Genomic DNA, 14,016 nt, shown 5'->3' with positions numbered 1-14,016 from the left:
CCCGAGTTACTCGGTCTGCTGTCGCGAATTGATGTTCCGCTCGATGGCGGTGAGGGCATCCAGCTTCTCGGTCAGGGCCTCGTTCTCCGCCGCCAGGGCCTCCCGCTCTTGCTGCTCCTCGACCAGCTTGTGGCTCAGGCTGCGCCGGCCTTCCACCTCGTTGAGCCAGTAGCGCAGCAGCGGCTGCAGCCGGGCCGGCGCCGCATGCAGGTCGGCCTTGAGCAGCTCGGAGGCCTCGTCCCACTGGGCCTCGTCGCCCCAGGCCAGCAGCACGGCGCGCCCCAGGCGCTGCTCGGCGTCGTCTCCCTCGAGGGTCAGCAGCATGCCCTCGCGCCAGGCCCGGTCGCCGCGCTGGGAGGCCAGGCCCAGGGCCACCCAGTCATGCAGCAGACAGGCGTCGTCGGCGAAGCTGGGCACCTCCGAGAAGCAGGTGCCGGGGCTCAGCTGCACCCGGGGGTGGGGGTTGTCGCGGGGCCCCTGGAGGTTCTCCGGGAACCCCTGGCAGCCCACCAGCCAGGTCGAGGCCAGGCCGAGGATCAGCGGGCGTAGGTTCATGTCAGTCGTTCCTTTCCTGGACACCCTGCAGGGCGGGTGTCGATACATCGTGCTCGATCGCCGGCGCCCGGCGCGGCAGGGTCAGCCGGAAACACACCGCCAGGCGGGGATCATCCACCAGTTCGAGGGTGCCATCCTGCAGCCGGGCGCAGTCGGCGGCCACCGAGAGACCGATGCCGGAGCCCTTCAGGGCGCCCTTGCGCCGTATCCGCCCCTGGTAGAAGGCCTCGAACAGCCGTGGCCGATCCTCCTCGGGAATCGGCTCACCGCTGTTGGCCACCTCGAGCACCAGGCGGTCATGCTCCACCCGGGCGCCGATCTCCAGTCGACCGGCGTCCTCGCCGTAGGCGATGGCGTTGGAGATCAGGTTATCGAGAATGCGGGCCGTGGCGGTCCGATCGGCCCGCCAGGCCAGGGGGCCATCGAAGCAGTCCACGCGCATCTCCTTCTGCTGCAGCGCCAGGCGATGCTTGGCCAGCACTTCCTTGGCCACGGTGGCGAGGTCCAGCCGCTCGGCCTCCAGCCGGCTGTGCTGCAGCAGGTTGTAGTCGAGCAATTGCTCGATGAGTTGCTGGAGTTCGCTGCCGCTGGCATCGATCAGTTCGAGGATCTCGCGCTGGTGCTCGGAGAGCTCGCCGGCCACACCGTCGGCGAGCAGCGACGATCCCTCGCGCACGCTGGCCAGAGGGGTCTTGAGTTCATGCGACATGTGACGCAGGAACTGCTGCTTCTGTTCCTCCAGTTCCTCGAGCCGCGACGACAGCCAGTCGAGCCGCTCGTCGAGGCTGACCAGCTCGGCGGGGCCCTGGACCGGGGCCCGCCGGGCCTCCTGGCCACCACTGCCGATGCCGAGGATGCGCCGCTCGAGCTGGTGCACCGGACGGATGATCAGCCGGGTGAACAGCAGCATCAGAATCAGACTGGCCGAGACCAGCGCGGCGGTCTGCCACCACAGCCGCCGCTGCACGTCCTCGGCCCGGGTACGGATGACGTCGAGGCGGTCGTCGATGCGCCGGTTGGTGGCATGGCGCATGGCCTCGGTATGCTCGGCGAAGGACAGGAAATCGGTGAGCCGACTCTCGAACTCCTCCAGCGACAGTCCGGGCAACTCGGCGAGCTTGTCCAGCTCGCTGGAGAGCGCCTTCACGTTCGGGTCATCGGGCAGCAGCTCGCTCTGCCGGGCGAGCAGGCGGCGAAACTCCGCCAGCCGCTCGTCGTAGATATCCAGCAGGCTCTCCTGCTCGACCACGGCGTACTGGCGGGCACTACGCTCGAGTTCCAGGGCCAGGGCCCCGAGGGTGCGGGCACGACGCGTCTCCTCCACCGCCTGACGGGCACTCTGGTCGGCCAGTCGCGAGAGTTCGGACAGGGCCTGGCCGGCCTGGAGCATCAGTACGGCAAGCGGCAGCATCACCATGAGGAAGGCGAGCAACACCAGCTGCAGCAGCGAGCGCGGGCGCCAACGACGGGATACGGCTGTGGTCATGGCCAGCGTTCTACCGAGAAGATTGAAGGAAGTGTCCATCGTTCAAGCCCGAGAATACCAGAGTTCGGCCCACCACCTTGCATGCGTCGAGGCCTTCGCTGTGTCTGAAAACTGCCTGCGCTCGCCCATCCGGCGTTAAAAATCAGCTCAAAGTACTCATTTACACCGCGAAAATTCCGTCTTTTCGCCCTTTTCGCCGATTCTTGCCTTGTGACCCACACGGATGTGGGAAATGCCTTGGCCCGTCAGGAACGGGCCTAGCCCTGGCCATCGCTCGCCGACTTTTCAGACAAGGCTCAATGCGCATCGATGAAAAAAAAGGGCCGGCAGAGCCGGCCCAATACGCAGGGAACTGAAGGGTCGAGAAAGCCGCTCGATCGCCGGCCTGGTCCATCCATCGACCGACTTTCCCAGGGCCGTGAGGCCCGCGAAGCCACGGGAACGCCCTTTGCCACCAGGGGCTAGTCATCCTCGTGCGGGTGGCGGACCACCCCGCTTCGTCTGTGGCGTCATCACCCAGGCCTCGGCCGGGCGATGTCGCGCAATTCGTCCCCCGTAGGGGGAGGCATCCTTGCCGGGGCATCCTTGCCCTATCGGTACACTTCCTTGACGTCGTCGGTACCGTCTCATCGCAACCTAAAGTCACACATCGCTGGAGCAGACGTTGATCGCCGCGAGGCCAAAAGGCACAGGGCAGTGTTATCTCGGCCCCCGGCGACCGGAACACGGTTCGAGCCGTTTGAACCGTTTCCGCTTGCTCACCCTGACTGTTGCCAATCGCGTGCCAAAAGCCATACCACCCCTTCAAAATCAAAGAGATAGGATCTTATAAATTGGCAGCCCCCGGACAGATGACGATCCGGCACGGTCGAATCGCCCGATCGACGGGATTTTTCGTCGCCGATTGGCGACATGGATTCAGGTGAGCCGATAAATCCCTTTTAAAACAATTCATTATAACGTCTCCGCCTGGCGACACCCTTTTGTGCGGTGCCGCCAGGCGGCGACAGGGGGTCAGGCGAGGGCCTTGACGAGCACCTTGGACTGGCGGGCGTGGCTATAGGTATCCCGGCGCAGCGGCGGCAGGTCGGCGATATCGGCCTGGCGGAAGCCATGCTCGAAGAACCAGTGGGCCGTATGCGTGGTGAGGGCGAACAGCGACTCCAGCCCGAGCTGGCGAGCACGACGCTCCACCTCGGCGAGCAGCCGGTCGCCGCGGGCCCCGCCCCGGTAGTCGCCATGCACGGCCACGCAGGCGAGCTCGCCCATGCGGGCATCGCCGAAGGTGTGCAGGGCGGCGCAGCCGATGACCATGCCGTCCCGCTCGATGACCGCATAGTCCTCGATCTCGTACTCGAGGCGCTCCCGGGAACGCGGCACCAGCATGCCGCGACGCTCCAGCGGCTCGAGCAGTTCCAGCAAGCCGCCGATGTCGTCGATCTCGGCGGGGCGCAGCTGCTCGTAGCGGTGCTGGGTGATCATGGTGCCCACCCCGTCCCGGGTGAAGAGCTCGCCGAGCAGGGCATCGTGGTCCCGCCAGGAAAGCAGGTGGGTGCGAGCCACGCCATGGCGGGCCGCGGCGCAGGCGGCGCCGAGGTGGCGGGACAGCTCGTCGCCCGGGGCGGTCCGGGCCAGCAGCGGAGCGGCCTCGGCCGGCGTCAGCTGGCGCTGCAGCTGACCGGCATCGTCGAACAGGCCGCTGGCCTCCCCCAGCAGGATCAGCTTGTCGGCGCCGAGCGCCGTGGCCGTGTGTCGCGCCACGTCGGCGGCGTCCAGGTCGAAGACCTCACCGGTGCTCGAGAAGCCCAGCGGCGGCAGCAGCACCAGCGAGCCCTGGCCCAGCAGGCCGCGTATCGCCGCGTCGCGCACCCGGCGCACCTCGCCACTGCGGTCGAAGTCGATGCCGTCACGCACCCCGAGGGGCTTGGCCATCACCAGGTTGCCGGAGACCACGGTCATCTCGACCCCGTGCAGCGGGGTATTGGGCAGCCCGAGCGACAGCCGGGCCTCGAGCCACAGCCGCTGCTCGGCGGCCACCCCCTCGACCCGGGCCATGACCGCCTCGTCGGCCACCCAGCGGCCCTGGTGGCGCCGCGGGGTGATGCCCGCCGCCTCGAGGGCGTCGTGCACCTGGGGACGGATGCCCTGCACCACCACCAGGCGCACGCCCAGGGTGTGCAGCAGCGCCAGGTCCTGGATCAGCTGCTCGCCGCGGCCCTGCGCCACGGCCTCGCCCTCGATCAGGATCACGAAGGTTCGTCCTCGATGCGCATTGATATAGGGCGAGGAATTGCGGAACCAGTCGACGAAGGGGAAACGAGTGTCCAAGGCCGCGCTCCGGCAGCAGGTGAGAGGGGAGGATGAGCATTGACTATATCAGACGGACGAAAACGGCGGCACCTCTGGTCAGGGGCAAGGGGCAAGGGGCAAGGGGCAAGGGGCAAGGGGCAAGGGGCAAGGGGCAAGGGGCAAGGGGCAAGGGGCAAGGGGCAAGGGGCAAGGGGCAAGCAGGATGGTGCGCCCTAAGCCAATGTTGACACCCCCGGTATCTCGGTTCACAGGAGATGGTGCCAGCCTGTCCAGGCAGGCTTTCACCTGCCTGGACAGCAATCACCCGATGAATTGGGCTCCTACACCTCGAACCTCGAACCTCGAACCTCGTGGCGAATTAGCCGAACATCCCCTTCAACATGAAGAAGAACATGATCGCCAGGCCGGCGCCGGCCGGCAGGGTGATCAGCCAGGACATCACGATGGTGCCGATCACGCGCAGGTTGAGCGCCGCCATGCCCCGGGCCAGGCCCACGCCGAGCACGGCACCCACCAGGGTGTGGGTGGTGGAAATCGGCAGGCCGGTGCCCGAGGCCAGCACCACGGTGGTGGCGGCGGCCAGGGTGGCGGCGAAGCCGCGGCTCGGCGTCAGCTCGGTGATGCCGGTGCCCACGGTGGCGATCACCTTGTGACCGTAGGTGACCAGGCCGATGACGATGCCGCCACCGCCCAGTACCAGCACCCACCAGGGCACCAGGGCCTCTCCTCCCACCTGGCCACCGCTCTGCACCACGGTGATCACCGCGGCCAGCGGGCCGACGGCGTTGGCCACGTCGTTGGAGCCGTGGGCGAAGGCCATGGCGCAGGCGGTGAACAGCATCAGCACGCCGAAGACGCGCTCGACGCCGCCGAAGCCGAAGCTGTCCTCCTCGCTACGGTTGCGGCTGACTCGACGCTCCAGGAAGCCACCGAGCAGCATCACGCCCAGGCCGATCAGCAGGCCATAGATCAGGCTCTCGCCGAAGCCGAGGTCCAGGCCGACGTGCTTGAGGCCCTTGGTCAGGGTGACCATGGCGACGATGAAGCCGACCAGGAAGACGTACATCGGCACGTAGCGCTTGGCCGCGGTGAAGGGATCGCGGTTCTCGAAGATCAGGTACTGGACCGACTTGAACAGCATGAAGGCGATGGTGCCGGACATCAGCGGCGAGACCACCCAGCTGGCGGCGATCTGGCTGACCTTGGTCCAGCCGATGGCCTCGAGCCCCAGCCCAGCCATGGCGAAGCCGACGATGGCGCCGACGATGGAGTGGGTGGTGGAGACCGGCCAGCCGCGCATCGAGGCGATCAGCAGCCAGGTCGCGGCGGCCAGCAGCGAGGCCAGCATGCCGTAGACCAGCAGCTGCGGGTCCTCCTGCAGCAGGGCGGGGTCGATGATGCCCTTGCGGATGGTGTTGGTGACCTCGCCGCCGGCCAGCCAGGCGCCGAGGAACTCGAAGATCACGGCGATGAGGATCGCCTGCTTGATGGTGATGGCCTTGGACCCCACCGAGGTGCCCATGGCATTGGCCACGTCGTTGGCACCCACGCCCCAGGCCATGAAGAGGCCGAAGGCACAGGCGAGGATGATGAAGAGGTCGCCGTGTTGCGCGATGATCGACATAGGACGGTGTCCCTTGCTAGCGGTCAGAAGTGGCGGATGTGGATCGGGCCGGGCCCGATCAGTTGGCCGTCATGATCTGAAGGCGGCTACCCACGCGCTCGGCGCGGTCGGACAGTTCACCGACCCAGTCGATGATCTTGTAGAGGAACATCACGTCCACCGGCGGCAGACGGTCCTCGAGCTCGAACAGCTGGCGGCGGACGGCGACCTGCTGGTCGTCGGCCTGGTGCTCCAGGGTGTGCAACTCGCGGATCATCTTCTGCATCACGTCGGAGACGTTGCGCCCGAAGCCGGATTCGAGCAGGTCCTTGAGCTCCTCCAGGGCCTCGCGGGCCTGGGCCACGCAGGCCACCGAGGTGCGCAGGTAGTCGCGCATCGGCTGGGCCAGCTCGTCGGGCACCTGCATCTTGCGGCCGAGCATGATGCCGGTGATGTCGCGGGCCTTGTTGGCGATCTTGTCCTGGACGCTGATCAGGTCCAGCAGGTCGGAGCGCGAGACCGGCAGGAACATGGTATTGGGGAGGTTGAGACGCAGCTCGGTCTTGAGTTCGTCGGCCTCGTGTTCGAGACGGGTGATGGTCTCGCGGTGCTCGCCGGCGCCCTGCCAATCGCCCTCGAGGGTGGCCTCGAGGAACGGCAGCAGTGCCTCGGCACAGTCATTGACCTTGACGATGTGGGCCAGCAGCGGCTGGAATGGCGAGCGGCCGAACATCGCGGAGAAGGGATTGGATGTCACCATGGGGGCATCTGAGCACTTGGAAATGGCGGCGCCAGTATAGTGACTGGGGCGAGCGCCGTCATGAAAAAATCATCGACTGTTAATCAAAATGATAGGAGGGGTCGTGCATGGCAAACGAGATCGAACTCAAGCTGGCCCTGGGCGCCACCGGCCCCGAGGCCCTGCGACACCATCCCTGCCTGGCCGGCCTCGCCCCGCGGACCACCCGACTCGGCAACACCTATTTCGATACCCCCGGGGGCGACCTCGAGGCCGCCCGCATGGCCCTGCGCCTGCGCCATGTCGATGATCGCCTGCTGCAGACGCTGAAGACCCGCGGCGAAGGCAGCGGCGGCCTGTCGAGCCGCGGCGAGTGGGAGTGGGAAGTGATCGGGCCGGGGCTCGACCTGTCGCGTCTCGCCGCCCTGCCCCCCGTGACGGCGCTGGGCGAAGGCGTGCTGGGGAAGCTGGCGCCTCGCTTCACCACCGACTTCGTGCGCGAGACCTGGTGGCTGGAAGACGACAGCGCCACCATCGAGGTGGCGCTGGATATCGGCGAGATCCGCAGCGACGGGCGCGAGGCGCCGATCCGCGAGCTGGAGCTCGAGCTCAAGGAGGGCGACGCGGCCACCGTGCTCGAGCTCGCCGCGCGCCTGGCCGAGGACGTGCCGCTGCGTCCCTCCGACACCAGCAAGGCCGCCCGCGGCGGCGCCCTGCTCGCCGGCCGCTGGACGCTGCCCGAGGGCGGCCCCCCCGAGGCCTGGCTGCATCGCGCCGTGGTGGCCCTGGATGCCCTGGCCGACACCGGCGACGACGCCTGGCGTCACCAGGCCCGGCAGGCCTTCCAACGCCTGGCCGAGCTGGGCGATGATGCCGTGAGCGCCGACGCCCACCGCCTCGCCGAGGCCCTGGCGACGCCGAGCTGGCTGACTCCGGCCTTCGGCCAGCGTGCCCTGGCCCTGGCGCGGCGACTCCCCGGCGAGGTATCGCTCGGCTGAGCCCGGTCACCACAAGGATGACGCCCGTGAACCACCACGACCTCAAGCCCGCCGCGGAAGGACTCCGGACACGCGTCTTCCAGATCATCTTCGAGTCGGACACGCCGCTGGCCAAGGGCTTCGACATCGCGCTGATCGGCATCATCCTGACGAGCGTGCTGGTGGTGATGCTGGAGAGCATCGCCCCGCTGCGCGAGGCCCATGGGGTCTGGTTCTACTGGGTGGAGTGGGGCTTCACGCTGCTGTTCACCGTCGAGCTGGCGGTGCGCCTGTACTGCCTGAAACGGCCCTGGCATTACCTCAAGAGCTTCTACGGCATCATCGACCTGGTCGCCATCCTGCCGACCTGGCTGGCCCTGGTGCTGCCTGGGACCCAGTCGCTGGTGGTGGTGCGCCTGCTGCGCACCCTGCGCATCTTCCGGGTGCTGCGGCTGATGGAGTTCGTCGGCGAGGGCCGCCTGCTGCTGGGAGCGTTGATGCGCAGCGGCCACCAGATCTTCCTGTTCCTGTTCACCGTCTTCATGCTGGTGACCATCTTCGCCTCGCTGGTCTATCTGATCGAGCCCGCCGAGGCCGGCTTCACCAGCATCCCCACCGCCATCTACTGGGCCGTGGTCACCCTGACCACGGTGGGCTACGGCGACATCACTCCGGTGACGCCGCTGGGCCAGGCCATCTCGGTGATGGTGATGCTGATCGGTTATTCGATCATCGCGGTGCCCACCGGGGTCTTCTCCGCCGAGGTGATCCGCTCGATCCGCGCCGATCGCTATTCCGACGAGGCCTGTCCCGGCTGCGGCCACGATCGCCACGAGAAGCGCGCCCGCTACTGCCTGCGCTGCGGGACCTGGCTGGACGAGGAGACCCCCGATCCCCGCACCCAGGACGAAGAAGCGCCCCGGGAGTAGCCCCCGGGGCGCTTCGGTATCTGTCAGCGCGGCTTACTCGACCTCGAGCGTCGCCTCCCAGGCTTCCAGCTCGGCCTCGCTCCAGTCGCCGTAGCCGGCGTTGGGGAAGACGATCCAGTCCTGGCCGAAGCGCTCGGCGTGCTCCTCGACGAGCTCGTGCTGCCCGGCGAGGTCGGCGTCGGCGAACTCGCCGGCGAAGTCATGCAGGGAGTCGCCGAGCTGCATCACCAGGGTATGGTCCTCGAGCACCGTGGCGCGGCGTTCCGCCTTGGGCGGGCCCAGCAGCTTGACGCTGTCCTCGGAGACCTGTGGCAGGTTCAGTGCCTCCAGGGTGGCGATGGTGTCGGCCTCGTTCTCCTGATAGCGGTCGGAGACGTAGTAGATGGCCACGCCGTGCTCGTCGGCGAAGTCCAGGAAGGCCTTGGCGCCGGGAATCAGGCCCGGTTCGCCCTCACGCTCCCAGTGCTTCCAGGTATCCCAAGTGGTGTAGTCGTGGCACTCGGCCATGTCCCGGGCCAGCAGGGCGCTGTTGTCCAGCACCGTCTCGTCGAGGTCGGTGATGATCGCCAAGTCGGCATCCTCGCCGTGGGCCGCGAGCCGGTCCTCGAGACGATAGCGGGCCAGGGCGAAGCCCTGACGCTGCAGCGCGGCGACCTCGGCGGACTGCTGCTGGTAGCGCAGGCCCATGGCATAGGCGGCCTGGCGGCAGATCATGCTGTCGTCGGCGACGGCATTCCCGGACAGGGGCAGGCTCGCCAGGCCGGCCAGCGCGGCGATGGACAACCCCAGGGGGCGGCGAGGAGTCTGCATCCGATATCTCCTTGTTATGGCAGGGAATGCCTCAGCATATTTTATTTTGATTGCTCGTTCAAACAAACCACTCCTCCTCGGCAGTGGAGCGCCCCGGCGAGGTGCCGGGCCGAGCGAGGCGACACGGGCATGCCGTCATTCCTGGAAGGGGGTCACGTCGCCGCGGCCCTCGCGCACCACCCTGGGCGGCAGTTCGCGCAAGTCGATCACGCTGGTGGCCTCGAGATGGCAGGCGCCGCCGTCGATGACCAGATCCAGGTGGGCGCCGAAGCGCTCGCGGATCTCCTCGGCGTCGGTCAACGGCAGCGCCTCGTCCACCGGGATCAGGGTCACGCTCATCAGCGGCTCGCCGAGGGTGTCGAGCAGGGCCCGGGTGATATGGTGATCCGGCACCCGCACGCCGATGGAGCGCCGCTTGGGATGCAGCAGCAGCCGCGGCACCTCGCTGGTGGCCTGGAGGATGAAGGTATAGGGCCCGGGGGTATGGGCCTTGAGCAGGCGGAAGACGGCGTTGTCCACCTTGGCGTAGGTGCCGATCTCGGAGAGGTCCGAGCACACCAGGGTGAAGTTGTGCTTGTCGTCCAGGGAGCGCAGCCACTTGATCCGCTCGACGGCCTTCTTGTCTCCCAGGTGGCAGCCCAGGGCATAGCCGGAGTCGGTGGGATAGGCGATCACCCCGCCGTCGCGGATGATCTGCACCGCCTGGTCGATGAGACGCTTCTGCGGGTTGTCGGGGTGGATCTGGAAGAACTGGCTCATGGGCGTTCCCTGTTCATTGAGGTGGGTTCGACGCGATCACGGCCTCAGGCGGCCGGGGCCGGCTGGCCGAGGCAGGCCGCCAGGCGCGGGTGGGTCCAGACCGGCGCCACCGCGGTGCGCGGCACCGGGCTCATGGTGCCCGGGGCCAGGTGGCCGCCGGGGAAGTGGAAGTCGCTGCCGACCGAGGCCAGAAGCTCGCGCTCCTGGAGTTGGCGGGCCAGGTCGCGGGTGACGTCGGGGTTCTGGAAGCCGCTGACCAGCTCGGCGGCCTGGCCGCCGGCGGCGCGGAAGTCGTCGAGCAGCAGGCCGCGCTTGCGCCGGGTCAGGCCGTGGCACAGCGGGTGCGCCAGCACGGCCACGCCACCGGCATCGAGGATCCAGGCCACCGCCTCGGAGAGATAGGGCCAGTGGGCCTTGATATCGCCGGCCTTGCCGTTGCCCAGATACTTGGCGAAGGCGCTGCCCATGTCGGCGACCAGACCCGCCGCCACCAGGGCCCGGGCGAAATCCGGGCGACCCAGGGGCCGCTCCGAGCCGGCCTGTTCCCGGGCCCGGGCCAGGGCATCGTCGAGGCCGACCTTCTCCAGGCGCTCGGCGATCTTCAGCGAACGGTGCTCCCGGGCCTGGGCCTGGGCGGCGAGGCCGGCCACCAGGTCGCCCCGGGCGCCGTCGGGCAGCAGCCCCACCACATGGATGTTGATGCCGCGCCACTGGGTGGAGAGCTCGGTGGCCGGCAGCACGCAGAGCCCCACCCCGGCGGCGGCCGCCCGGGCCGCCGCGACGCCATCCATGGTGTCGTGGTCGGTGAGGGCCATATGGCTCAGGCCGCGCTCATGGCACAGCGCCACCAGGGCGTCCGGGGTCAGGGCGCCATCCGAGGCGGTGGAGTGCATGTGCAGGTCGATGGTGAGAGGATCGCCCTCGAAGCGCACGGGAAGTGCATTCATTGGCATGACGCCGGCAGGTGACTTTGTCAGAATGATGACCATGGTGCTCGCGAGACCCTACCCGGTCAATGGCGAGCCCGTCGCCCACGCGGCGCGAGCCGCTCTGCCTAGGAAATCCTGCGATGCTCTATGCCATCATCAGTGAAGATGTGAACAACAGCCTGGAGCGGCGCCTGGCCGCCCGTCCCGATCACCTGGCCCGCCTCGAGCAGTTGCGCGACGAGGGCCGCCTGGTGCTGGCCGGCCCGCACCCCGCCGTGGACAGCGAGGACCCGGGCGAGGCCGGCTTCACCGGCAGCCTGGTGATCGCCGAGTTCGAGGACCTGGACGGCGCCCAGGCCTGGGCCGACGCCGACCCCTACATCATCGCCGGGGTCTACGCCAAGGTGACGGTGAAGCCGTTCAAGAAGGCCCTGCCCTAGCCCGGATATTGCATCAGGTGCCGTGATGATCGCGCAGCCAATTGGTTTCACAGGCTTTATCCCGATTAAGCGCCGTACCAGGGTGTACGGTCGAGTGAGGGAGAAAAGCCTGTGGAAGCAAGGGGCAAGCGAGGGCTCGAGCAACTTGGTGGAATATTCGGGCTAGGTGACATGAATCGAAGCTGCCCGGACCGTGCCCTTGCCTTGAGTTATCCACCGGTGGTTTCCCCACAGCATCTGTGGATAACGCTGTTGAAACGCCGCGGACGCCTTGCGCCAGCCCTGTCGCGATGGCGCCGCGGCGACATCGATCAAAGATTGACCAACCGCCGTTCGCCGGAGCCCCGCCGTGACCGCCCCCGATGCCCTGCCGCCGCTCGCCGGCCTGACGCCTGCCCGCCTCGACTGGCGCCGGGACGACAGCGGCGAGACGGCGCCGCATTCCATCGCCTTCGACGATGTCTACTTCTCGCGCCATGACGGCCGCGCCGAGACCGAGCATGTGTTCCTCGCCGCCAACCGGCTGCCCGAGCGCTTCGCCGACTGGCGGGAGGCACGCCCCTTCGTGGTCGGCGAGACCGGCTTCGGCACCGGCCTCAACATGCTCTGCGCCTGGGCCTGCTTCGACGCCCGGGCCCCGGCCGGGGCCCGCCTGCACCTGGTGTCCACCGAGAAGTACCCGCTGGCCCGGGACGACCTGGCCCGGGCGCTCGCCGCCTGGCCGGACCTCGCCGAGCGGGCCGGCGTGCTGCTCGCCCAGTGGCCCGAGCCGGTGGCCGGGGTGCATCGCCTGTGGCTCGACGAGCGGGTCACCCTCGACCTGCACCTGGGCGATACCGTCGAGCGGCTGCGGTTGCTCGACGGCCGGGTCGACGCCTGGTTCCTCGACGGCTTCGCCCCGGCCAGGAACCCCGAGATGTGGCGGCCCGAGCTGTTCGCCGCCATGGCCGAGCGTTCACGCCCCGGCGCCACCTTCGCCACCTTCACCTGCGCCGGGGTGGTCAAGCGCGGCCTCGCGGCCGCCGGCTTCGCCTGGCGCAAGGTGCCCGGCTTCGGCCGCAAGCGGGAGATGCTGGCCGGCGAGATCGCCGTCCCGCCGGCGGACACCCGCCGCCGGGCGACGCCCTGGTACACCCCACCCGCCCCCCGCCCGGCCCGCCGGGTCGCGGTGATCGGCGCCGGCATCGCCGGCACCGCGGCGGCGGCGGCCCTGGCCCGCCGCGGGGTCGAGGTGACCCTGATCGACCGCGAGGGCCCCGGCGCCGGGGCCTCCGGCAACGCCCAGGGCGCGCTCTACGTGAAGCTCGCCGCCGAGACCAACCTGCAGAGCCGCTGCTACCTGGCGGGCCTGCTGCACAGCCGTCGCTGGCTCGCGGCCCTCGACCCCGGGGGCACGCTGTTCACGCCCAGCGGCGTGCTGCAGCTGGCGCCAGACGACCGGGAGGTGCGCCGCCAGGCGCGCTTCCTCGACCACCATTCCCTGCCGGCCAGCGTGGTACAGGGCGTCTCGGCGGCGCAGGCCAGCACGCTGGCCGGGCTGCCGGTCGATCGCGTTGGCCTCTTCTACCCCCAGGCCGGCTGGGTGCGCCCGGACGCCCTGTGCCGGCGCCTGGCGGCCACGCCCGGGGTGACGTTCCGGCAGAGCGAGGTGCAGGCGCTGGTCCCCGGCGCCGGCGGCTGGCGGCTGTCGCTGACCGGCGAGGCCGGGCTCGAGGTCGACCAGGTGGTCATCGCCACGGCGGCCCTGGCCAACCGCTTCGCCCAGACCCGCGCCCTGCCGCTGCAGCCGGTGCGCGGCCAGGTGTCGCGCCTGGCCCTGCCCGAGGGCGCTCCCGCGCCGCGCCGGGTGGTGTGCGCCGGCGGCTACGTCGCCCCGCCGCTCGACGGCTGGCTGACCTTCGGCGCGACCTTCGCGCCCAACGAGGCCGACGGCGAGGTGCGCGAGACGGATCACGCCGCCAACCTCGAGGAACTGGCGCGGACCCTGCCCGGCTATCCGGCCGCCCTGGCAGTCGCGGGCGTGGCCCTCACCCCGGAGCGCCTGGCGGGCCGCGCCGCGGTACGGGCCGCCAGTCCCGACAAGACCCCCTACGCCGGACCGGTCCCCGATGCCGAGGCCTGGCGCCAGGACTATGCGGTGCTGGCCAAGGACGCCACCCGGGTGCCGGCGCTCGCCGGCCGCCATCACCCCGGCCTGTGGATCACCTCCGCCCACGGCTCCCGGGGCCTGGCCAGCGCGCCGCTGGCCGCCGAGCTGATCGCATCGATGATCTGCGACGAGCCGCTGCCCCTGGAGGCCCCCCTGGCCGACCACCTGCATCCGGGGCGTCGGCTGATCGCCGACCTGATCCGCGGCCGCTGAGGCATCGAGGCCTTCCGCGAAGACCGCCCGTCAGCTCGACGGGGGGCAGGATCCTGCTGGCCACGGCAGGATCATGCCGCTGCCGCTCGCCTGACGATCATCCTCTCCCACGAGGTG

At 69.2% G+C, this 14,016-nt stretch carries 12 protein-coding genes; 4 read left to right on the top strand and 8 right to left on the bottom strand.

Going from position 1 to position 14,016, the window contains the following annotated elements; all coding sequences use genetic code 11:
* Positions 1-6: 6 nt before the first annotated feature.
* The 5 genes from FHR97_RS04665 to FHR97_RS04645 all read right to left on the bottom strand — a co-directional run bounded on the left by FHR97_RS04665 (position 7) and on the right by FHR97_RS04645 (position 6,714).
* Entirely contained in the window at positions 7-555 is a 549-nt protein-coding gene (locus FHR97_RS04665) for a hypothetical protein (RefSeq protein ID WP_183382612.1), read from the bottom strand.
* Between the two features lies 1 nt (position 556).
* A complete protein-coding gene (locus FHR97_RS04660; protein WP_183382611.1) occupies positions 557-2,041 on the bottom strand; it encodes a HAMP domain-containing sensor histidine kinase in 1,485 nt (494 codons plus the stop codon).
* Between the two features lie 1,014 nt (positions 2,042-3,055).
* Positions 3,056-4,369 (bottom strand): amino-acid N-acetyltransferase, encoded by a 1,314-nt coding sequence (gene argA, locus FHR97_RS04655; protein ID WP_183382610.1) that lies wholly within the window; start codon positions 4,367-4,369, stop codon positions 3,056-3,058.
* 340 nt (positions 4,370-4,709) lie between these two features.
* Entirely contained in the window at positions 4,710-5,975 is a 1,266-nt protein-coding gene (locus FHR97_RS04650; RefSeq protein ID WP_183382609.1) for an inorganic phosphate transporter, read from the bottom strand.
* Between the two features lie 58 nt (positions 5,976-6,033).
* A complete protein-coding gene (locus FHR97_RS04645; protein WP_183382608.1) occupies positions 6,034-6,714 on the bottom strand; it encodes a TIGR00153 family protein in 681 nt (226 codons plus the stop codon).
* Positions 6,715-6,821: 107 nt separating this feature from the next.
* Here FHR97_RS04645 and FHR97_RS04640 point away from each other — a divergent pair, with 107 nt between their 5' ends.
* Together FHR97_RS04640 and FHR97_RS04635 are read left to right on the top strand one after the other, a co-directional pair.
* Complete coding sequence (locus FHR97_RS04640; protein ID WP_183382607.1) at positions 6,822-7,691, top strand: CYTH domain-containing protein; 870 nt, start codon at positions 6,822-6,824, stop codon at positions 7,689-7,691.
* Positions 7,692-7,708: 17 nt separating this feature from the next.
* On the top strand, positions 7,709-8,599 hold the full coding sequence (locus tag FHR97_RS04635; RefSeq protein WP_183382606.1) for an ion transporter: 891 nt from the start codon (positions 7,709-7,711) through the stop codon (positions 8,597-8,599).
* A 33-nt stretch (positions 8,600-8,632) separates the two neighbouring features.
* Here FHR97_RS04635 and FHR97_RS04630 read toward each other — a convergent pair whose 3' ends face one another.
* The 3 genes from FHR97_RS04630 to FHR97_RS04620 form a co-directional block, all read right to left on the bottom strand.
* On the bottom strand, positions 8,633-9,409 hold the full coding sequence (locus tag FHR97_RS04630; RefSeq protein ID WP_183382605.1) for a 5'-nucleotidase, lipoprotein e(P4) family: 777 nt from the start codon (positions 9,407-9,409) through the stop codon (positions 8,633-8,635).
* Between the two features lie 135 nt (positions 9,410-9,544).
* The gene (locus FHR97_RS04625; protein WP_183382604.1) at positions 9,545-10,168 is read right to left on the bottom strand and encodes an L-threonylcarbamoyladenylate synthase; all 624 of its coding nucleotides are present in this window, start codon (positions 10,166-10,168) and stop codon (positions 9,545-9,547) included.
* A 44-nt stretch (positions 10,169-10,212) separates the two neighbouring features.
* Entirely contained in the window at positions 10,213-11,121 is a 909-nt protein-coding gene (locus FHR97_RS04620; protein WP_183382603.1) for a PHP domain-containing protein, read from the bottom strand.
* A gap of 116 nt (positions 11,122-11,237) precedes the next feature.
* Between FHR97_RS04620 and FHR97_RS04615 the strand changes: the two genes are divergently transcribed.
* Complete coding sequence (locus FHR97_RS04615; RefSeq protein WP_183382602.1) at positions 11,238-11,537, top strand: YciI family protein; 300 nt, start codon at positions 11,238-11,240, stop codon at positions 11,535-11,537.
* A 349-nt stretch (positions 11,538-11,886) separates the two neighbouring features.
* Positions 11,887-13,899 (top strand): bifunctional tRNA (5-methylaminomethyl-2-thiouridine)(34)-methyltransferase MnmC2/FAD-dependent 5-carboxymethylaminomethyl-2-thiouridine(34) oxidoreductase MnmC1, encoded by a 2,013-nt coding sequence (gene mnmC, locus FHR97_RS04610; RefSeq protein ID WP_183382601.1) that lies wholly within the window; start codon positions 11,887-11,889, stop codon positions 13,897-13,899.
* The last annotated feature ends 117 nt before the right edge of the window (positions 13,900-14,016 follow it).

Origin of the sequence: Halomonas stenophila, from assembly GCF_014192275.1 — a bacterium.
GTDB classification, from domain to species: domain Bacteria; phylum Pseudomonadota; class Gammaproteobacteria; order Pseudomonadales; family Halomonadaceae; genus Halomonas; species Halomonas stenophila.
Note: the sequence above shows the minus strand (reverse complement) of the source record. Positions and strands in the feature narration are given on the sequence as shown.

Excerpts from the sequence above, each read along its gene's own strand:
- FHR97_RS04665 (WP_183382612.1), bottom strand. The coding sequence starts at position 555 with ATGAACCTACGCCCGCTGATCCTCGGCCTGGCCTCGACCTGGCTGGTG.
- FHR97_RS04660 (WP_183382611.1), bottom strand. The coding sequence starts at position 2,041 with ATGACCACAGCCGTATCCCGTCGTTGGCGCCCGCGCTCGCTGCTGCAG.
- FHR97_RS04650 (WP_183382609.1), bottom strand. The coding sequence starts at position 5,975 with ATGTCGATCATCGCGCAACACGGCGACCTCTTCATCATCCTCGCCTGT.
- FHR97_RS04645 (WP_183382608.1), bottom strand. The coding sequence starts at position 6,714 with ATGGTGACATCCAATCCCTTCTCCGCGATGTTCGGCCGCTCGCCATTC.
- FHR97_RS04640 (WP_183382607.1), top strand. The coding sequence starts at position 6,822 with ATGGCAAACGAGATCGAACTCAAGCTGGCCCTGGGCGCCACCGGCCCC.
- FHR97_RS04635 (WP_183382606.1), top strand. The coding sequence starts at position 7,709 with ATGACGCCCGTGAACCACCACGACCTCAAGCCCGCCGCGGAAGGACTC.
- FHR97_RS04630 (WP_183382605.1), bottom strand. The coding sequence starts at position 9,409 with ATGCAGACTCCTCGCCGCCCCCTGGGGTTGTCCATCGCCGCGCTGGCC.
- FHR97_RS04625 (WP_183382604.1), bottom strand. The coding sequence starts at position 10,168 with ATGAGCCAGTTCTTCCAGATCCACCCCGACAACCCGCAGAAGCGTCTC.
- FHR97_RS04620 (WP_183382603.1), bottom strand. The coding sequence starts at position 11,121 with ATGCCAATGAATGCACTTCCCGTGCGCTTCGAGGGCGATCCTCTCACC.
- FHR97_RS04615 (WP_183382602.1), top strand. The coding sequence starts at position 11,238 with ATGCTCTATGCCATCATCAGTGAAGATGTGAACAACAGCCTGGAGCGG.